The following is an 18729-nucleotide window of genomic DNA, read 5'->3' as shown; positions in this document are numbered from 1 at the left end:
CGGGGGAGCTTAATCGTCTATTTCCGTGCCGGAACCGCACAGACCGTAGCAAACAGGTAGCGGTCCGCCATGCCGATGTACTGTCCGGTGTTCGCATCCCTGATGGTCCCGTCGTCCGGATCGACAGTTCCGCCCGTGTTGGGATCGATCAGGGTCTTGTCGGGCATGGTGATCAGTCCGGTACGGGGATCGGGCTTGGGAAGAGCGGCGGCGGATGCAGAGGAGGATTGGGCGCCGCCCCCTGTGTCAGAGCCGTTGCCAGCCGTCTGAGCGGCACTCTGTGAGTTTTGGGCGCTCTGGGCATCCTGACCATTGCTGGCCTGGTTGCCTGACGAGGAAGCTGACTCTGCGTCCTCATTGGCCTGGGTCAAGGGCTTGCCCTCTCGCAGCAGATGCCAGATGGTTTCGGCCTCGTCCGTCCATACCACCCGGTTGTTGTCCTGGGACCATTCCTCGACAGGTATGGTCCGGGCGTAGATATGTGTGGTGTCTATGTGCTTGAGCGAGTTGCCCAGGCCCAGCAGGGTCTGGAAGTTGCCCAACCCCTCGCTCAGCTGCAGGGTGGACATGGAAGTGGTGGCCAGACGGTAGGCCTTGGGCAGGTCGGAATAGATGTCGACGGTCTTGGCCTCGTTAACCAGGCTCTTGATCAGATACTGCTGGCGGGTGGTGCGCATGATGTCCGACCCATCGGCGGCGGTTCCGTGGCGCATGCGAGCGTACTCGGTGGCCTGGGTGCCGTCCAGATGCTGCAGGCCACGCTTCAGGTTGATGCCGGTATAGCCATCCCAGGTGTCCTTGGGGATGCACACGTCAACCCCGCCCAGGGCGTCGATGATGGACTTGAGGCCGTTGAAGTCAGCCACCACAAACTGCTGAATGTCCAAGCCGGTCAGGGAACGGACCGCTGCCAGGGAGCAGCTGGCGGCCGAATTGGCATCGCCGCCCTGGCTGTAGCCCTCGGCGAAGATGGAGTTGAACATGACCTGGCGGCGGGCCGGGATGGTATCCCCCTTGCTGGTGGTGCAGGCCGGGGCGTTTACGATGGAGTCCCTGGGAATGGAGACCACATTCACATAGGAGCGGTCGGCGGCGATCTGGACCACCATGGCCGTGTCCGACTGGTGGTTCTCCTCCAGGCCGTCGCCGCTGCCGCCCACCTCGGAGTTGCCCTTGCCGTCCCGGGTGTCCTGTCCCAGCACCAGGACGTTCAAAGTCTTCCCCTTGTAGATGTCTTCCGGGGCTTTGTGGGCTTGAGTCAGGCTGACGGGCTCGAGCACGTGCATGTGACCGTTGATGTCGGTCCAGAAGGCCGCCACCGTCGAGGCCAGGAAGCAAAGAACGAAGGTAAGGGCCAGGCAGATGCCCGTGCGCAGACGGTGGCTGCTGCGAAACCCGTCGCTGTGCTGGGGCTTGCCGTTCCTGCCCGCCTTGATGTTGGGCAGACCCATCTTTCTGGTTGGGGACGTCAATGGTATGCCTTCCTCATCGGCTGTCGCTGTAGGGCTCATTCCGGCGGGAAGAACCGGGATGGCGGTGACGCGTGCTTGAACCAGTCATAGTATAGTCTGACCCCCATCCGCAGCTCCTCTTCGGGCGATATGGCTCCCTGCACGTGTTGCTCAGTTGCGCTGGCAGATATTTAGGGGTTGACAGAAGACCCCTGCAGCAGCTGTAATAAAAGTGTGTAAACACACTAGGGACTGGGGGGTCGCTATGAGTGGATTTGTTGACACTCGCTATAGCAGTACAACTAAAAACAGGCTGACGCCGCTGATGCAGTGGTTCGAAGTCAACGTCGGACCATCCTGGCGAAGCGAGGCGCTCTGTGCGCAGACCGACCCGGAAGCATTCTTCCCGGGCAAGGGGGGCTCCACCCAGGAGGCCAAACGGGTCTGCGCCGACTGCACCGTCCGCAAGCAGTGCCTGGACTGGGCGGTCGAGCATGACGAGCGCTTCGGCATCTGGGGTGGCATGAGTGAACGGGAGCGCCGCCGTTACAAGAAGAGGATGCGCGCGCAGCGTCAGGTCTGAATCGCCGCAGGTGCCCAAGCGAGGCATCCGGTGACCTGGTTTGCGTAGACTGGAACGCATGAGTTTCGTCGCGCCTCAAGCCCAGGATGTCCGGCAGGTCCTTTCTTCAGTCATGAACGAATGTTCGCCCGCCGCCAGCCCTCATGTGGAGGATGCCGTGGCGGCGGTGATCACGGTCGAGCATGATCTGACCTATTTGCCGGACACCCTGCGTGCCCTCTTGCGACAGAGCCTCTTGCCACGGGTCCTGGTTATCGCGGACTGTTCGGGGTCCACCACAGAGCCGCTCTATGCGCAGTTTCCGGTGGATGGTCCCGCGCGGGTGGAAGTGCAGGTGGTCCGCGCGCGAGGTGCCTCCTCCTTCGGCGATGCCTTGGACAAGGCGCTTGGCTACGCCCGTCTGCCTGGTCGGATTCGCGCTCTTTGGCTTCTGCACGACGACTGCCGTCCACTGGATAATCATTGCCTGGACGAGCTGGTGGACACCTGGCACAGCAATCCCACTGCCTCCCTGCTGGGTGCCAAGCAGTATGACTGGCAGGGCCAGGGACTCCATGACGTGGGTCGGTATGCCTATCATCACCGAACGGTGAGTCTGGTGGTGGACAGTGAACCCGACCAGCAGCAATATGACGCGCGTCAGGATGTCTTCGCGGTGAGCCTGGCTGGCGCCCTGGTGCCCATGCAGACCATGAAGGACTTGGGCGGACCAGGCGCCTGGGCTGGCACCTTTGGCCAGGCCGACGATCTCTGCCGTCGTATCTGCCTGTCAGGGGGGCGGGTGGTAATCGTACCCGACGCCCGGGTGGCCCATGCCGGCGCCCGTATGAGCGGGTTGCGTGATCGGAATGGGCGGGCGGTGCAGCCCGACCACCCCTTGGATGCCTCCATGGGTCCTATACTGGCCCGGGAACGCTACCTGCTGACTGATTTTGCCCTGCCCTGGTGGCCGCTGGTCTGGCTCTGGCGGGTTCTGGCGGCATTGTGGTTCATGGCGGTTGATCTTATGGGCAAACGGCCCTACAGGGCCCTCTGCCGGCTGTGCGCGCCTTGGCGGATTCTGGCTAACCCTGCATCCTTGTTCACGATGCGTCGCCGTCTGACCTCCGCCTGCCATGGTGGTCCCCGCCGGTTGGACATTCTTCAGGCCAACGGTCAGCAGATCAGGCAGTGGCGGCAGCGCAGGCAGGCCTTCCACGACCAGCAGGAACATCCCATGCTCAGCCACCTGGCCCTGGCTCACCTGCGCCAGCAGTTCCTGCGTCGCCTGGCTTGGGCTTCAGGGATGACCATAGCGGTCTTGGCGGCCCTGGTGGCCACCCACTGGCCACTCTGTCGTGCCATCTTCTCAGGAGGGGCCATCCACGCACCCTCCCTACCATCGTCCGGAGCCGACTGGTCCCAGCTGCTGACGGCGGCCACCACCTCCTGGTCCTGGGCCGGGGGAGTGGGGCAGCCCGCAGTTCCTGCCCCCTTCCTCCTGGTGCTCCTGCCCTTCGCTCTGCTGACCGGCGGTCACGTAGCCCAAGCCATGGCCCTGATGCTCCTGGCGGAGACGGGACTGGCCGCGCTGTCTTTCTGGGCTCTGGCCGGCGTGGTCACCAGGTCCAATCCCATCCGGGTCCTGCTGGGATTGCTCTGGGCTTGTCTGGCATTCGCACTGGGCATCGTGGATGGCCTGCAGCTGCCCATGCTGACGGTCATGGCCTTCATGCCTGCCGCCTTCGCCTTTGTTTTCAAGGCCGTGGGGCTGTATCAGACCGAGGCTCCCGTGCGCCCCAAGGCTTCGGTGCAGCAGGCGGCTCTGGCCTCTATTTGTTTTTTGCCGGTCCTGGCTGCCGAACCTCAGCTCATGCTGGCCATGATCCCGCTCTTCATCATGGCGATCTGCCTGGTACCCTCCCATCGGGTCATGCTGCTTCTGATGCCCCTGCCCTCGGCGCTGGCCCTGGCACCCACCCTGGTCAATTCCTTGCACCATGCCAATCAAGGACTTTTCAGGCAGCTGTTCGCAGATCTTATGATCCCCTCGACGGGCTTGACCGGTCAACCCAGAACCGGGAGCCTGGGGCAACTGCTGGCCCGCCTGCTGGGCTTGGATCTTTCGGCCCTGTGGCCCGTCAGGTGGCGACCTGAGCTCTGGCGTCCGGCTACGCTGGCCTGCTGTCTGCTGGTGGTGGCCCTGCTGGCCTTCATCGCCTTGGTTGTGCCTCGGGCGCTCAAAACTGCCAGGATTCTTTGGAGTACGGTTCTGCTGGGCCTGATCCTGGCGCTGATCTCCCAGGCGGTCTGCACCGGCTTGGACGAGACCGGTCCAGTGGCCGGTTCGGTCCTGCCTGGGGTGATGCTTGCCTTCATGGGGCTGCTGGCCTGTCTGGGCCTCCTGGCTGGCAGGGCCGTCCGTCCCTTCTCGCCGCTTGCTCCTGGGTACGATCAGGTTCCAGAGGGCGATGCTGATCGTCCGCCCCTGCCTCCTGCGCAGTCCTCTTCAACCTCTGCAGCTGCGGTTGATGGCGGGGGACGGATTGTCAGACTCTTGCTGGGCCTGGTCCTGACCCTGGTCACGGCAGGCGTGGCGGCGGCTGGTCTGGCGGCGCCAGTCGGAGGACCCCTGTCTGCTGATGACCGGCAGCTCCCGGCAGTGGCGGTGGACTACCTGAACAAGGATCCATCCCATCGGGTGCTGGTGCTGACCTCGCCCTCCCATGGCAGCGTGGCCTACACGGGTCTGCACACCTCACGAGGGGATCTGATCGATGCCTCGCCTGCCCTGCGTGCCCAGAGGGTGAACGGCGTGCAGATGGCCGGTCAGGATGTCCTCTCGCGTTCGGCGGCGGCTCTGATGGCCAACGCCGACTCCAAGGCTGTAGCGGCTGTATCCGGTATGGGCTTCGGGGGAATCTATGTGCCCGCCGACCGTTCCGGAGCAGCCGGCATGGGATCCACGCCCAACGATGATCTGGTATCCAACATCACCGCCAGCGATGGCGCCCAGCAGGTGGCGACCAATGCCCAGGGAACCTATTTCCGTTTGAGCTCGCAATCCGGCAGGGATGTGGGAGTCAACATGACTGGGGCCCATCAAGCGGCGGCCAGCACCTGGAGGAGGATCTGGCTCTGGACCCTGGGCCTGGTCTTGCTGGGATACTGCTTGGTGGCCCTGCCGCGGCCGGGCAACTTTGGAGGGGAGCAACTATGAGTGTACGAAGCAAGGGATCCCTGGTGGCTGCTCTGGTCACGGCGCCTCTGGTGGCGGTTTTGATCGCTGCTCTCTTGGTATGGACGCCCCCGGCCTCCTTGGCTGATGGGGCCCAGGGCTCGGCAGTCGTTGCCACCCGGGTCAGCCAACGTGAGGTAGCGTCCTACTGCCCGGCTCGAATGACGGTAGCGGATGAGGACAAGGTCGGCGATGACCAGTTCAAAGCCTCGGAGGGCGATCTGAGCGCCCGTGTCACAGCCGCCGCCTTTGGTTCTATCGGCAGTGCCAGCCTGACCCCGCTTGGCGATGGGCGACGCACTACGATGACTGATCCCGATCTCTTGGATGGGCAGAAGACCATGGCCGCCTCGCTCGATCCAGGTGCTTCGGCTACGGCTTTCGATTCCCGGATGCTCAAGTCCCAGCCGGGCACGGGGGCTGCCGTCGGTATGGTCTCCTGGGCCACCAAGGGCGATCTGCGAGGGGTCCAGGCGCTGGCCTGCCCTCGGGCCGTCATGGATGCCGACTTCCTGTTGCCCGCCACCGGTCGAGGTTCCACACAGCGGCTGGTGGCCTACAACCCGTCATCCAAGGCTACGGTGATCAGTCTGGAGATCCAGGGTTCGCATTCCTCCGGCAACCTGTCCTTGGAGACTGGGAACACCATGACTGTGGCGCCTGGCGGCCATGCTTCATACGACCTGTCTGCGGCGGCTCCCGGACAGCAGGCCATCTACGTCCGGGCTCGCAGCTCCCAGGCGCCAGTGGCCATGTCGGTTTCGGTCAATGTCATGGCTGGACTGGATCCGCGCGGGTCGGATCAGGTAACGGCCTTGGCGGCGCCCGGCCGTGATCTGGTTATTCCCGGCCTGCGCGGGGCAGACCAGGCCACCCTGCTTCTGCAGGGTTCCAAGGCCACCGCGGCGGAGCTGTCCTGGATGGATGAAGAAGGTCGGGAATCCTTGCGGCGGGTGGATTTGCAGGGTTCCAGAGCCACTGCGGTGGACTTGGGCGACGTGCCTGACGGCAAGCTGGCTCTGCAGGTGCATGCCGACCAGCCTGTCCGAGCAGTCCTGCAGGTGACCAGTCGGGGCAGCCAGGATCAGTCGCAGTCCGACCTGGCTCTGATTCCTGCGGGTACTGCTGCCGCCTCTTCGGCCCTGACCATATCCCAGCCCGCTCAGGCCGCGCTGACCCTGGTCAACCCATCGACGGATCCGATCAAGGCCGAACTGGTTGGATTCGACGAGAAGGGCAAGAAATTGGATGAGCGCTCGCTGACCGTTGATCCGGGTCGGGCCCATGAGCTTTCAGCCCGCGACCTGGGTGACCAGGTGGCCGCCGTACGGCTGAACGAGGATTCCGGGCACGGTTCCTCCCGGCTGATCTGGAATGCCCGTCTGAGCGTGGACGCGGTCAACCAGGCTGGCCTGGCCGGTCTGGCCGTCATGGCTCCTGACGGGCTCATGCCTGCCACCACGCTGATCCACTCCGGTCCAGACTCCACTGTCCTGCCCTGAACGTCGGCTGTCAGCGTCCCCACATGGGGTCGATTTCCTCCGGGTCCCGCCCGTAAAGGTCTGCCAACTGCAGGACCAGTTCGTCGCGGATAATCAACTCCAGCTCGGTGCGGTCCCGGGTTTTGCTCTGGATGGGCAGCCGGTAAAGGACGATTCTGGCAGGGATGCCGCGGCCTGCCGGGAAACTGCGTGAGAAGAGGTCCGCCCTGTCCTCCCAGGGGGTGGGGTCGGAGGGCGGCACGTCCTCGACTGCGAATTGGACGGGCTTGACCAGCTGGGGCCAGCCGGCTCCCAGACGCCGGATCTGTGCCGCGGTCAGGTCGTCGAAGATCCCGCATCTGGTGCGATAGCGGGGCAGACGGGTGCCGAAGGTAGGCCGACGAATCCCCCGGCCATGACTGTCCCGGTAGACGCTGCGGGACCAAGGCGGCTGATCGTTGATCATGACACTCACCATAGCCCCTCAACTCAGTGACAGTTTCGATTCAGGGTGTCTTGTAGCATAGAGCGATGATCGACAAGCGGATGGGAGCAATCATGGCGGAGGACGGTGCGATGAACGTGGCCTGGTGGGGCAGCCAAGACATAGGGTCCATCTGCGCACAGGCACGAGTGCTGGCCTTCGATCTGGACAATACTCTGGCGCTGTCCAAGACCCGTATGGACCAGACCATGGCCGTTCATTTCGCCGCCCTGACCCGGCTTCGGCCCGTGGCCATCGTCTCTGGCGGGCGGTTCAGCCAGTTCCGCGACCAGGTGCTGGATGCTCTGCCCGACGATACCCGTTTCGACCAGCTGCATCTGATGCCCACCAGCGGCACCCGCTACTACCGCTGGCAGGATGGAAGCTGGAAGTGCGTCTATGCCCACGACCTGAGCGCCCAGGACCGGCAGGCCGCCGAGGCCAGCCTGGAACGCAGGGCCAAGCAGCTGGGCGACTGGGAGGAGCAGGTCTGGGGGCCGCGCATCGAGGATCGCGGCAGCCAGATAACCTTCTCCGCTCTGGGTCAGCAGGCCCCTGTCCAAGCCAAGGAGGCCTGGGATCCGGACAACAGCCGCAAGGATGCCCTGGCCCGGGCCGTGGCCGCCGATCTGCCCAACCTGCAGGTGCGTTCCGGCGGCTCCACCAGCGTGGACATCTCGGCCAAGGGTATTGACAAGGCCTACGCCGTGACCTCCCTGTCTAGGATACTGGGTGTGGATGTCGGCGATATCGCCTTCGTGGGTGACCGGATGGATCCTGACGGCAACGACTATCCGGCGGCCCTGGCGGGGGCCATGGCTCTGCGTGTGCATGATCCTGCCGATGCCCTGGCCCTGATTCAGGCCATGGAGGCTGATCTGGCCTGAATCTGCTGAACCTGTCCGCAGACAATCCTGTGAACGGATAGCCTGTTCATGCACATGGCCCTGATCTGCTTGTCTATCCTCTTTGTTCGAGGGTTGGCTGGGTCATATGCACAATCCTTTATCGGCATCCAGCCGGCTCCGGCAGGCCGCTTGTGCTGTCGCCTCGGCCATGGCGGGCTCGGCCTTGGACCTGTTGGCTCCTCGAGCCTGCGCCGGCTGTGATCGCCCGGATCTGCTGCTCTGTCCCAGCTGCAGATCCCTGCTCTTCCGGCCCCTGTCGGTGCCCGCGCCCGCCTATGCCCTGGGTCTGGCGCTGGCCTGCGCTCCATATCGTGGACCTGTCAGGCGGATCATTCTGTCCTGGAAGGACCATGACAACCGGCCCTTGGACAGGCCACTGGGCCAAGTCATGGCCGATCTGGCTCCAGCCCTGTCCAGGCTGATCGATCCTCTGCTTCGGCCCAAGTCTGCCAGGGCCATTCTGGTGGTTCCTGCCCCCTCTTCCCGCGCCTCCCTGCGAAGGCGGGGGAGGGTTCATCTGGAGCCGATCCTCCTGTCTCTGGTCCAGGCCCTGCAACGGCAGGGTCTGGCTGCCCAGGTGGAACCGGCCCTGATCATGAACTCCGTGAGAACCAAGTCTGTCCAAGCGGGCGGCCGTCGGAACCGTTCGCGTCGGCTGGCAGGCCGGATTGCGGTTGCGGATCCCTCACGACTGGCCGGTCATCCTGTCCTGGTGGTGGACGACATCATCACCACCGGATCCACCATCCGTCAGTGTGCTCGAGCCCTGGAGACTGCAGGTGCCCTGCCGCTGGCTGCCCTGGCTCTGGCGGCCGTTCCTCCAGGCCATGAGGATCTCTAGCGGGCCTGGGCCACGGCCATCTCGTCCCAGCGGGTGGTGGCCCGGGGGGAGAGCATGCCCCGGTTCATGGCCCAGTCGGCCCCCGTATCCTCGTCGCCCCGGCCCTGGCCGCGGATGCCTCCGTAGCCCACGCCCACGCGGAAAGGGCCGAAACGACGGGTGGCATCCTCCAGGACGTCCCCCAGACCATGGGTGTCCCGGGCTGCGTCCAGGCCTTCCAAGGTGTGGAAGTGGTCGGCGTCGGTCAGGTCCAGCAGAACCACTCCGGCCCGGATCCAGCGGGCGTGCGGATCCACTCGGCCCTTGAGCGCCCGGCTGGCTGCGCCGGCGATGACCAGCGGGTCGTCGCTGGGATCCTCCAGGACGACGGTCCGGCCAGCTGAGCAGAACTGCTGGGGCGCATAGGGGCTGGTGGAGCAGAAGACCCGCACTCTGCCACATAAGCCGTGCTGTCGACGCAGGCGGCGGCAGGCCTTCTGGGCGTAGATGCTCAAGGCCTGGGCCAGGGTGGCGTAGCCCTCAATGGGGTGAGAGAACATGCGCGAGCACAGAATCTGATCGGTGCGCACGCCCCTGGCGGCATCCGCCTCGGGTTCGATGCAGGGTCGTCCCCTCAATTCCAGTACGGTGCGCTGCAGCATGACGGAGAACCGATGCCGGATCAGGGAGGGATCGGCATCGCGCAGATCCAGGGCGGTGGTGATGCCCATGCCCATGAGTCTGCCGGTCAGCCGTCGGCCCACTCCCCAGACCTGGTCGACGGGCACGGATGCCAGAGCCTGGTCGCCATACTGGGACTCCACCTGGCTCCAGAGGGTGATTCCCTCGGTCGAGGGATGGTCCTTGGCCCAGTGGTTGGCCACCTTGGCCAGGGTTTTGGTAGGCGCCACGCCCACGCTGACGGGGATGCCGGTGCACCGCAGGACCGCGGCGCGCAGCTCCCGGCAGATCTGGACGGTGCGCTTGTCGTTCCAGATGCTGTCCATGAAGCACTCGTCGATGGAGTAGATCTCCTGGTTGGGCAGGAAATGGGCCATGATGGCCATCATGCGCCTTGAGAGACTGGCGTAGAGCTCATAATTGGAGCTGCGGGCCACCACCCCGTCCTGCAGAGCCCTGTCGCGAATGGTGAACCAAGGTGTGCCATTGGTGATGCCCAAGGCCTTGGCCGGGCGGTTGCGGGCCACTACGCAGCCGTCGTTGTTGGACAGCACAACCACCGGGCGGTCGGCCAGGGAGGGGTCAAAGACGGCCTCACATGAAGCGAAGAAAGAGTTGGCATCAGCCAGGACTACCTGGCCTGTCAGAGCGGTCCCGGATGCCGGCTGGGCCGGTCTCTGCGCACTCATGCCGACCCCCAGCCCGTGGAAGGATAGGCGGGCTTCCGGCCCTGGCTTCCCGTGTGCCTGCGACCGTGCGGGGTATGCCCGGGATAGGTGACCTGGGGCAGGGGAGAGCCGCTCCGAGGTTCGCCCTTGGTGTCCACCCGCTGCCAGTGATAGTTGCCTATGACTACCCCCCAGATGACCAGTTCCTCGCCCTCCTGGGGCAGGAAGTCGGGGTAGGCGGGGTTCTCGGCCCGCAACATGGTCCGTCCCTTGTACCTGGCCAGCCGCTTGACCAGCAGCTCGTCGTCCAGGATGGCGATGACGATGTCCCCCTCGCGCGGCTCCAGGGACCGGTCGACCACCAACAGGTCTCCATCGAAGATGCCGGCTCCGGTCATGGAATCGCCGGCCACATGGATGATGAAGGTGGCATCGGGGTGGACGATGACGTTCTGATCGAAGCTGAAGTCGCCGCTGAAGTAGTCCTGGGCCACGGAGGGGAAGCCAGCGTGGACGGCCTCCAAGGCCTGGGGGACAGGACTGGGGTGCCCTCGGAAGGGACTCAGGGCATCGACCCGGCACTCCGGCAGGGAAGCAGGGGCCGCCTCCGGCGACCCATGGATGGTAGCGACCATGGCACACCTCGAACTCGATGGCATTCGAACAAATGTTCGATTTCATTATGAGCCGAAGTGCGCCTCCCCGTCAATGCGGCGCGTCGGACCCGTCAGAGTGGTCTCCGTCCCCCTCGTCCTCATCGGGGTCGCGGTGATATCTGGGCAGGGTGATCTCGAAGTCGGCTCCGCGCGGGTCGTCCACCACCTGCACCTGGCCTCCATGCAACTGGGCTGCCCAGCGGGCGATGGACAGCCCCAGCCCGGTGCCGCCCGACTCCGTGCCCGGGCCGGCCTTGCCCTTGACGAAGCGCCGGAAGATGTCGGTGCGGGCCTCGGGGGGTATCTGCGAGCCGAAGTTGACCACGTTGGTGACAATGGTCTCCTGCTGCCGGTCCTCGTGGGCCTGGATCAGCACCGTGGTGCCGTCGGCCGAGTGCTTCAGGGCGTTGCTGATGACGTTGGTGAAAAGCTGACGCAGCCGGTCCTGGTCGCCCTCCATCCTCAGGCCCTTCTCCAGATCCACCTGGATGTCGTGGGCGTGCCCGGCGTCGGCTATGGCCAGGGGCTGGAGGGTCTCGTCAATGAAGTCCCCGAAGTCGAAGTCCTCGATCTGCAGGCTGGCAGCCCCGGCCTCCATCCTCGACAGATCCAGCAGGAAGGCGATCAGGTCGGACAGGCGATGGGTCTGCTCCAGGATCCCCTCCAGGTTGGCTGGCGTGGGCTCGGTCACCCCGTCCGCCATGTTCTCCACCATGGCCTGCAGGGCCGAGACGGGGGTGCGCAGCTCGTGGCTGACATTGGCCACCATGTCCCGGCGCATCTGGTCGGCGTGCTGGAGTTCCTCGGCCATCTCGTTGAAGGACTGGGCCAGGAGCCCCACCTCGTCGTGGCTGGTTGTGGTGGCGTGGACCCGGACCGTATAGTCCCCGTCGGCCATGGCCTCGGCCGCATCCCGCATCTGCCGCAGGGGAGCGGTGAGCCCTCGGGAAAAGAAGTAGGTGATCCCCAGGGCCACCACCAGGGTCAGCGGCATGGCGATCCAGCCGCTCCAGCCCATCTTCAGCAGGAACCAGGCCATGACGAAGGCGATGGCTGTGGAGATGATGATCAGGACGCTCAGCTCCACCTTCAATGAGGCGAAGGATCCAATGGGCCGTTCGCGATCCACACGCGCACTTAGACCGGGCCCCTTGCGCCGGCTTTTGCCGTCCTTGCTCATGGCGTGCATCCGCGGCTGCTACCGCTGGTCCTGTTCCTGATCCTCGGGCGGTTCGAAGGCGTAGCCCACGCCATGCACGGTGCGAATCATCTGCGAGCCCAGCTTGTGCCGCAGGGCCTTGACGTGGGAGTCCACCGTCCTGGTGCCCGAGGCATCCACCCAGTCCCAGACCTCCTCCAGCAGCTTCTCGCGGGTGAGCACGGACTTGGGCCGACGGGCCAGCGTGGCCAGCAGGTCGAATTCGGTGGGGGTCAGGTGGATCTGCTTCCCGCGCAGGGTCACGATGCGCTGGGCCGGGTCGATGACCAGGGATCCGAAGTCCAACACCTTCTCGTTCTCGGAGTTCTTGGCGATGACCTTGGCCCGCTCCACCCGGCGCAGGAGGGCCTTGCAGCGGGCGATCAGCTCGCGCATGGAGAAGGGCTTGGTCATGTAGTCGTCGGCTCCGGCGCCCAGTCCGGTCACCTTGTCGGCCTCGTCGTCCCGGGCGGTCAGAATCAGCACCGGCACCGGCCGCTCGGCCACGATCCGCTTGGTGGCCTCCAGTCCGTCCATGACGGGCAGCATGATGTCCATGATGACCAGGTCGGGCTTGATCTGGGAGGCGGCCTGCACGGCGCTGGCACCGTCCGAGGCCACCCGGGCCGTCCACCCTTCGGCGGTGATGCGCTGGGCTATGGCAGTGGCCAGGGTGGGTTCATCCTCAACCACCAGGATGGTGCTGGGTGTAGTGTAGCGGCTTGTGTTTCTGATCATGCCTACCTCTGTTTTCGATCACTGATCCGCAAAACGATGCTCGTCATGCGGGGTGGAGCCTTGTCGGCATTCGTTCCACCACCGTCGTTTCTTCCAGAATAGTCTTCAGAGCCTCCAGGGGAAGTGTGCTCGCGGAGAATCGCGTCGTCCCCAGGCGCCCGTCAGCAAGTCCATACGCAATGGCATTATTATATGGTATTTTCTCGACTCGTTCTGGAGGGCATATGGGTTACAAGGTCGGTGACATGGTCGTCTATCCGCGTCATGGGGCCGCCAGGGTGGACGCCATCACCGAACGGACCGTCAAGGGCGTCACCCGCAAGTACCTGCAGCTGTCTGTGCTCTCCTCGGACGGACTGGTCATCAACGTCCCCGTGGAGAACGCGGCCAAGGTGGGCGTCAGAGACATCGTCGACGCCAAGGCGGTGGCCAAGGTCTTCGAGATCCTGCGCACCCCGGTGGTCGAGGAGAAGGAGATGAACTGGTCCCGTCGCTACAAGCTGAACGTGGAGAAGATCGCCACCGGCGAGGTCAACAAGATCGCCGAGGTGGTGCGCGACCTCTCCCAGCGCGACGTGGACGAGCACGGGCTGTCGGCGGGCGAGAAGCGGATGCTGATCAAGGCCCGCAAGATCCTGACCTCCGAGATCGCCCTGTCCGAGAAGCTGGACGAGGACGAGGCCCAGCGCCTGCTGGACGTCAACCTGGGTTATGCGGAGCCCATGCCCGGTGACGACAAGCACCATACCAAGTCCCCCAAGGAGCCGGCCTCCAAGACCCTGGCACGGGTGGCCCAGGAGGCTGCCAAGACCAAGGGCAAGGGGAAGACCAAGGCCAAGCGCTGAGTCCGGATTCGGTCATGGGCCATCCAAACATTGGACTGGGCTTTGACGCCCATCGCTTCGACCCGACCGGTGAGCGTCCCCTCTGGTTGGCCTGCCTGTCCTGGGATGACGGAACCCCCGGCCTGCTGGGCGATTCTGACGGCGATGCAGCCGCCCATGCCCTGATCGATGCCATCCTGTCAGCCGCCGACCTGGGCGATATCGGCACCTTGTTCGGCCTGGGATCACAGGCTCTTGGAGCGGGCATGCACGGCGCGGCCATGCTGGAGAAGACCATGGACTGTCTACATGGGCACGGTCGCAGGCTGCTCAACGCCTCCCTGGTCATCGTCGGCCAGCGCCCCAGAATCTCCTCCCGTCGTCACCTGGCCCAGCAGGCCATGAGTCAGGCTGTCGGGGCTCCGGTTAAACTGACCGCCACCACCACTGATGGCATGGGCTTTACCGGCCACGATGAGGGCATCGCCGTCATGGCCACCGCCCTGGTGGACTGAACGGCATCAGGCGCGCAGAGCCGCCCATCCCTTGGCCAGAGCCCAGAAGAAGGTGGACAGGGTCACGATGACGAAGCTGGGAGGGGCCGGCACCATGGCCGAGATCACCAGGCCTCCCCAGATGGAAGCCAGGCAGATCAATCCTGACAGAAGCATGGCCCGTAGGGGAGAGGCCACCAGGATGTTGGCCGTGGCCGCCGGGGTGACGACCAGGGCGAAGATGAGCAGGGTCCCCACTGCAGGTACGGCGATGGTGATGACGCCGGCCATGATGGCCATGAAAGTCAGGTTCATCAGCCCGATGGGCACGCCGCGGGCCTGGGCCACCTGCTCATCCAGGGAACTGAAGAGCAGGGGCCGGTAGATCAGGGCCAGCAGGATCAGCAGGATTACATCAAAGACTATGAAGCCGACGACCTGGCCTCGGGTGATGGTCAGGATGGATCCGAAGAGGATGGCCTGCATCTGCTGGGAGGCCGAGCTGGACATCCTGGCGAAGAAGAGTCCCAGACCGGTGGCGAAGGCCAGGACCGTACCCGTGGCGATCTCCCTTTGGGAGGCCCGTTTGCCCAGGGCTCCGATGACCAGCGCCCCGCCCAGGGCGAATAGGCCCATGCCGGCAGAGACCGGCAGCCCCAGCAGGACGGCCCCTGTGGCACCGGGCAGACCGATGTGGGCCAGGGCGTGGGCGGCGAAGGTGGAGTGTCTGGCAATGGTGAAGTAGCCCATGGCTCCGGCAGCCACGGCGATGCACAGGCCGGCCACCATGGCGTTGCGCATGAAGGGGGCGGCGAGGATCTCGGTCCAATGGGGGTCGAAGACTGGTGTGGTCATGAGTTCCTTTCCCGGTCCGTCCCGTGCAGGCGGGCCACCTGGCTGGGTTGATAGCGATTGTGAACGGGTCCGATCGGCTCGTCCATGTCGGGGGCCACGAACATGTCCCCCTGAGGAGTAGTGACCACCTCCACCTTGGTGCCGTAGAGGTGGGTGAGCAGGTCCGAATCCAGCACGTCGTCCATGCGGGCGTAATGAGGGTGCCCGTCCAGCAGGTAGACCGCCCCGGTCAGCACAGGCAGCAGCATGTTCAGGTCGTGGGCCACCACCTGGATGGACATGCCCAGACGGCTGTTGAGTTGTGCCAGCAGGTGGACGGTGGCGCGCTGCCCGGCCAGATCCAGATTGGCCAGGGGCTCGTCCAGCATGAGCAGATCAGGATCGCAGACCAGGGCCTGGGCGATGGCCACCCGCTGTCGCAGGCCGCCGGAGAGCTGGGACAGGCGCAGGTGGGCCCTGTCATCCACACCGACGAAGCGCATGGCCGCTCTGGCGCGCTCGCGGTCCTGCCGGGTGACGGGGTGAATGCCGAACCGGGTGCCGGTCAGCCCCAGCAAGACGGATTGTTCAGCCGTAAGGTTGGAGTCGATATCCGAGGTGTAGCTCTGTGGTACGTATCCAATGCGGTCGTTGGCCTGGCCGGCCGGCTGCCCCAGGACCCGCAGACTGCCGGCGTCCAGGGGGAGCAGGCCCAGCTCGGCCTGCATCATGCTGGTCTTGCCCGTGCCGTTGGTGCCCACGATGGCGGTCACTGTTCCCGAGGGAATGGTGAAGGTCCCCTCTGACCAGATCAGCCGCCCGGAACGGCGGATGGCGGCATGGTCGAAGACGATGCAGGCCTGCGTGGATGTTCTATCCGTGTCCGTATCCATGACTTCCTTTCCTGCACGGGCTTAAAAGGGTGAACCTGCTCTTATTGAGCATGATTCTCATTATCGCTGGGGAGAGGACAGCGCGCAACTTCAACAGTCGAGTCCTCCCAGACCGGCCATTGGACGCTGGTTCCGTTCGGGGAGGAATCTGCGCTAATCTGGCCCAGACGAATTCGACAAGGGTTTGTGCCCTCTTGGATGATGGAGATGTGTTGACTGCAGTAAAACTGGACGGGAAGGCGGCGGCTGCGGAACTCAAGGAGGATCTACGCGCTCGGGTGGCTAGGCTGACGGCCATGGGACGCACGCCCGGCCTGGGGACCATCCTGGTGGGGGACGATCCGGGTTCGGTTAAATATGTGGAGGGCAAGCACCGGGACTGCAGCCAGGTGGGCATCAGGTCGATCAGGGTTGATCTGCCCGCCGATGCCGGCGAGAAGCGGATTCTTGCTGCCGTGGATCAGCTCAACCAGGATCCTGACTGCACCGGCTACATCGTCCAGCTGCCCCTGCCTGATGGCGTGGATCCTACTGAGATCATCGATCGCATCGATCCGGCCAAGGACGCCGACGGCATGCATCCCTACAGCCTGGGCCAGCTGGTTCTGCATACCGACGGCCAGGTGCGGACCCCCCTGCCCTGCACCCCGCGCGGGATTCTGTACTTGCTGGACCATTACGGGATTGACCTGGCTGGCAAGGATGTCTGTGTGCTGGGCCGGGGATTGACCGTGGGACGCACCATCGGGCTGCTCCTGACCAACCGCGGGGTGGATGCCACCGTGACCCTCTGTCATACCCGCACCAGGGACGTTGACGCCCATCTGCGCAGGGCTGACGTGATCATTTCGGCCGTGGGCCGAGCTGGGCTGGTTGGCCCGGACCAGGTCCGCCAGGGTGCCGTTCTGGTGGATGTTGGCGTCTCCCGGATCTGGGATCAGCAGGAGGGACGCTGGCGGATCAAGGGCGACATCGACCCGGCCGCCAGGCAGTCCGCAACCGCTTATACGCCCAATCCCGGCGGCGTGGGTCCCATGACGCGGGCCATGCTTCTGGTCAATGTGGTCGAATCCGCCGAGCGGGCCGCCGGAATCCCTGTCTGCGACACGCCCGAGGTCTCCCGGCGACAATGACCGCGGTGTCTCCTATCATGGAGAATGTTCGCGCCTGCCGGCGGGAACGCATAACTCAATACGGAAAAATATCCACCAACTATACAAGAAACAATTTAATTAATGGCAGAGAACAAGAAGGAAGTCCCCCAGGTCGCGGTCAATGACATCGGGTCCGAGGAAGACTTCATCAAGGCAGTCGATTCCACCATCAAGAACTTCGACGATGGGGATCTGGTCGAGGGGACGGTCGTTAAGATCGACCATGACGAGGTTCTGCTGGACATCGGCTACAAGACCGAGGGCGTGATTCCCTCCCGCGAGCTTTCCATCAAGAAGGATGTCGATCCCGACGATGTGGTCCAGGTCGGTGACACCATCGAGGCTCTGGTCGTCACCAAGGAGGACAAGGAAGGCCGCCTGATCCTGTCCAAGAAGCGTGCCCAGTACGAGCGCGCCTGGGGCGACATCGAGAAGATCAAGGATGCTGACGGCGTCGTTGAGGGCACCGTCATCGAGGCCGTCAAGGGCGGACTCATCGTCGACATCGGCCTGCGTGGCTTCCTGCCCGCATCCCTGGTCGAGATGCGCCGCGTGCGCGACCTGTCTCCCTACATCGGGCAGAAGATCAAGGCCAAGATTCTGGAGCTGGACAAGAACCGCAACAATGTGGTCCTCTCCCGCCGCCAGTACCTGGAGGAGACCCAGTCCGAGGTGCGCGAGACCTTCATGGCCCAGCTCAAGAAGGGCCAGATCCGCGAGGGTACGGTCAGCTCCATCGTCAACTTCGGCGCCTTCGTCGACCTGGGCGGTGTGGACGGCCTGATCCACGTTTCCGAGCTTTCCTGGAAGCACATCGATCACCCCAGCGAGGTCGTCAAGGTGGGCGACAAGGTCACCGTCGAGGTGCTGGATGTCGATATGGACCGCGAGCGCATCTCGCTGTCCCTCAAGGCCACCCAGGAAGACCCCTGGCAGCGCTTCGCCCGGACCCACGTGCCCGGACAGATCGTCAAGGGCAAGGTCACCAAGATCGTGCAGTTCGGTGTCTTCGTCTCCGTCGAGGACGGCATCGAGGGCCTGGTCCACATCTCCGAGCTGGCCAACCGCCACGTGGAGAACCCCGAGACCGTGGTCAAGCAGGGCGAGGAGATCTTCGTCAAGGTCATCGACGTCGACCTGGATCGCCGCCGCATCTCCCTGTCGCTCAAGCAGGCCGACGACTCCGTCGATCCGACCTCCGAGGACTTCGATCCGGCTATCTACGGCATGCCCGCCGAGTACGACGAGGACGGCAACTACAAGTACCCCGAGGGCTTCGACCCCGAGAGCAACGAGTGGATCGCCGGCTACGAGAAGCAGCGGGAGGAGTGGGAGTCCCAGTATGCGGCCGCCCACGACCTCTGGGAGCAGCACAAGGCCTTCGTGGCCAAGGAGCTGGAGAACGCCGAGGCTTCGGCCGCCGAGGACAGCCGGTCCTCCCAGGCGCCCGCCTCCGGTTCGCGCTCTCGTCGTCAGAACTCCGAGGAGACCACCAACTACAGCTCGGAGTCCAGCTCCGAGGGCACCTTGGCCTCCGACGACCAGCTGGCCGCCCTGCGCGAGCAGCTGCTCAAGGAAAAGAAGTGAGCATTAAGCGGTGAATGGAGGGGTCCGGCCTCGGTCGGGCCCCTCCATTTGTATCTGC

17 protein-coding genes are annotated in these 18729 nt (G+C 64.5%); 9 read left to right on the top strand and 8 right to left on the bottom strand.

Annotation, left to right across the window (positions count from 1 at the left end):
- Window positions 1-17: 17 nt before the first annotated feature.
- Window positions 18-1472, bottom strand: a complete 1455-nt coding sequence (locus LPC22_RS00415; RefSeq protein WP_229131613.1) for an LCP family protein — start codon at window positions 1470-1472, stop codon at window positions 18-20.
- A gap of 304 nt (window positions 1473-1776) precedes the next feature.
- Between LPC22_RS00415 and LPC22_RS00410 the strand changes: the two genes are divergently transcribed.
- The 3 genes from LPC22_RS00410 to LPC22_RS00400 are packed head-to-tail and all read left to right on the top strand — an operon-like array spanning window position 1777 to window position 6753.
- A complete protein-coding gene (locus tag LPC22_RS00410; protein ID WP_029676165.1) occupies window positions 1777-2034 on the top strand; it encodes a WhiB family transcriptional regulator in 258 nt (85 codons plus the stop codon).
- 58 nt (window positions 2035-2092) lie between these two features.
- On the top strand, window positions 2093-5233 hold the full coding sequence (locus LPC22_RS00405; protein WP_229131612.1) for a glycosyltransferase: 3141 nt from the start codon (window positions 2093-2095) through the stop codon (window positions 5231-5233).
- Window positions 5230-6753, top strand: coding sequence for a DUF5719 family protein (locus LPC22_RS00400; RefSeq protein ID WP_229131611.1), 1524 nt, complete (start codon window positions 5230-5232; stop codon window positions 6751-6753). The genes LPC22_RS00405 and LPC22_RS00400 overlap by 4 nt, the downstream gene beginning before the upstream one ends.
- A 10-nt stretch (window positions 6754-6763) precedes the next feature.
- Here the strand turns inward: LPC22_RS00400 and LPC22_RS00395 are convergent, their stop codons facing one another.
- Window positions 6764-7198: a metallopeptidase family protein gene (locus LPC22_RS00395; protein WP_024627339.1), complete on the bottom strand. Its 435-nt coding sequence runs from the start codon at window positions 7196-7198 to the stop codon at window positions 6764-6766.
- 110 nt (window positions 7199-7308) lie between these two features.
- On the opposite strand from LPC22_RS00395, the gene LPC22_RS00390 reads away from it, so the two are divergent.
- Entirely contained in the window at window positions 7309-8103 is a 795-nt protein-coding gene (locus LPC22_RS00390; protein ID WP_373312872.1) for an HAD-IIB family hydrolase, read from the top strand.
- 106 nt (window positions 8104-8209) lie between these two features.
- Window positions 8210-8965 carry a ComF family protein gene (locus LPC22_RS00385; protein ID WP_229131610.1) on the top strand — a complete coding sequence of 252 codons (756 nt, stop codon included), beginning with the start codon at window positions 8210-8212 and terminating at the stop codon, window positions 8963-8965.
- Here LPC22_RS00385 and LPC22_RS00380 read toward each other — a convergent pair.
- The 4 genes from LPC22_RS00380 to LPC22_RS00365 form a co-directional block, all read right to left on the bottom strand.
- Entirely contained in the window at window positions 8962-10314 is a 1353-nt protein-coding gene (locus LPC22_RS00380; protein ID WP_024627342.1) for a Y-family DNA polymerase, read from the bottom strand. The genes LPC22_RS00385 and LPC22_RS00380 overlap by 4 nt on opposite strands.
- Entirely contained in the window at window positions 10311-10928 is a 618-nt protein-coding gene (locus LPC22_RS00375) for a LexA family protein (protein ID WP_229131609.1), read from the bottom strand. Before LPC22_RS00375 ends, LPC22_RS00380 begins: the two co-directional genes overlap by 4 nt.
- Window positions 10929-10998: 70 nt before the next feature.
- Window positions 10999-12138 (bottom strand): sensor histidine kinase, encoded by a 1140-nt coding sequence (locus LPC22_RS00370; protein ID WP_081709267.1) that lies wholly within the window; start codon window positions 12136-12138, stop codon window positions 10999-11001.
- Window positions 12139-12147: 9 nt separating this feature from the next.
- The gene (locus LPC22_RS00365) at window positions 12148-12885 is read right to left on the bottom strand and encodes a response regulator transcription factor (protein WP_024627345.1); all 738 of its coding nucleotides are present in this window, start codon (window positions 12883-12885) and stop codon (window positions 12148-12150) included.
- Window positions 12886-13109: 224 nt separating this feature from the next.
- On the opposite strand from LPC22_RS00365, the gene LPC22_RS00360 reads away from it, so the two are divergent.
- Window positions 13110-13730, top strand: a complete 621-nt coding sequence (locus LPC22_RS00360) for a CarD family transcriptional regulator (protein WP_024627346.1) — start codon at window positions 13110-13112, stop codon at window positions 13728-13730.
- Window positions 13731-13744: 14 nt separating this feature from the next.
- Window positions 13745-14224: a 2-C-methyl-D-erythritol 2,4-cyclodiphosphate synthase gene (locus tag LPC22_RS00355; protein WP_121914770.1), complete on the top strand. Its 480-nt coding sequence runs from the start codon at window positions 13745-13747 to the stop codon at window positions 14222-14224.
- 6 nt (window positions 14225-14230) lie between these two features.
- On the opposite strand, the gene LPC22_RS00350 is transcribed toward LPC22_RS00355, so the two are convergent.
- Entirely contained in the window at window positions 14231-15058 is an 828-nt protein-coding gene (locus LPC22_RS00350; protein ID WP_121914769.1) for a metal ABC transporter permease, read from the bottom strand.
- Window positions 15055-15930: an ABC transporter ATP-binding protein gene (locus LPC22_RS00345; protein ID WP_229131608.1), complete on the bottom strand. Its 876-nt coding sequence runs from the start codon at window positions 15928-15930 to the stop codon at window positions 15055-15057. The genes LPC22_RS00350 and LPC22_RS00345 overlap by 4 nt, the downstream gene beginning before the upstream one ends.
- Before the next feature lie 212 nt (window positions 15931-16142).
- Between LPC22_RS00345 and LPC22_RS00340 the strand changes: the two genes are divergently transcribed.
- Window positions 16143-17063, top strand: a complete 921-nt coding sequence (locus LPC22_RS00340) for a bifunctional methylenetetrahydrofolate dehydrogenase/methenyltetrahydrofolate cyclohydrolase (protein WP_229131607.1) — start codon at window positions 16143-16145, stop codon at window positions 17061-17063.
- A 102-nt stretch (window positions 17064-17165) separates the two neighbouring features.
- Window positions 17166-18671, top strand: a complete 1506-nt coding sequence (gene rpsA / locus LPC22_RS00335; protein WP_024627351.1) for a 30S ribosomal protein S1 — start codon at window positions 17166-17168, stop codon at window positions 18669-18671.
- Window positions 18672-18729: the final 58 nt, after the last annotated feature.

The sequence above is a fragment of the Bifidobacterium mizhiense genome, assembly GCF_020884755.1.
GTDB lineage: Bacteria > Actinomycetota > Actinomycetes > Actinomycetales > Bifidobacteriaceae > Bombiscardovia > Bombiscardovia mizhiensis.
The sequence above is the reverse complement of the archived record's forward strand: the minus strand, read 5'-3'. Positions and strand labels throughout refer to the sequence as shown.

Coding starts and splice junctions, on each gene's coding strand:
- LPC22_RS00350 (WP_121914769.1), bottom strand. CDS start 15,058: ATGACCACACCAGTCTTCGACCCCCATTGGACCGAGATCCTCGCCGCC.
- LPC22_RS00370 (WP_081709267.1), bottom strand. CDS start 12,138: ATGCACGCCATGAGCAAGGACGGCAAAAGCCGGCGCAAGGGGCCCGGT.
- LPC22_RS00390 (WP_373312872.1), top strand. CDS start 7,309: ATGAACGTGGCCTGGTGGGGCAGCCAAGACATAGGGTCCATCTGCGCA.
- rpsA (WP_024627351.1), top strand. CDS start 17,166: ATGGCAGAGAACAAGAAGGAAGTCCCCCAGGTCGCGGTCAATGACATC.
- LPC22_RS00380 (WP_024627342.1), bottom strand. CDS start 10,314: ATGAGTGCGCAGAGACCGGCCCAGCCGGCATCCGGGACCGCTCTGACA.
- LPC22_RS00355 (WP_121914770.1), top strand. CDS start 13,745: ATGGGCCATCCAAACATTGGACTGGGCTTTGACGCCCATCGCTTCGAC.
- LPC22_RS00405 (WP_229131612.1), top strand. CDS start 2,093: ATGAGTTTCGTCGCGCCTCAAGCCCAGGATGTCCGGCAGGTCCTTTCT.
- LPC22_RS00410 (WP_029676165.1), top strand. CDS start 1,777: ATGCAGTGGTTCGAAGTCAACGTCGGACCATCCTGGCGAAGCGAGGCG.
- LPC22_RS00365 (WP_024627345.1), bottom strand. CDS start 12,885: ATGATCAGAAACACAAGCCGCTACACTACACCCAGCACCATCCTGGTG.
- LPC22_RS00400 (WP_229131611.1), top strand. CDS start 5,230: ATGAGTGTACGAAGCAAGGGATCCCTGGTGGCTGCTCTGGTCACGGCG.
- LPC22_RS00360 (WP_024627346.1), top strand. CDS start 13,110: ATGGGTTACAAGGTCGGTGACATGGTCGTCTATCCGCGTCATGGGGCC.
- LPC22_RS00385 (WP_229131610.1), top strand. CDS start 8,210: ATGCACAATCCTTTATCGGCATCCAGCCGGCTCCGGCAGGCCGCTTGT.
- LPC22_RS00345 (WP_229131608.1), bottom strand. CDS start 15,930: ATGGATACGGACACGGATAGAACATCCACGCAGGCCTGCATCGTCTTC.
- LPC22_RS00375 (WP_229131609.1), bottom strand. CDS start 10,928: ATGGTCGCTACCATCCATGGGTCGCCGGAGGCGGCCCCTGCTTCCCTG.
- LPC22_RS00395 (WP_024627339.1), bottom strand. CDS start 7,198: ATGATCAACGATCAGCCGCCTTGGTCCCGCAGCGTCTACCGGGACAGT.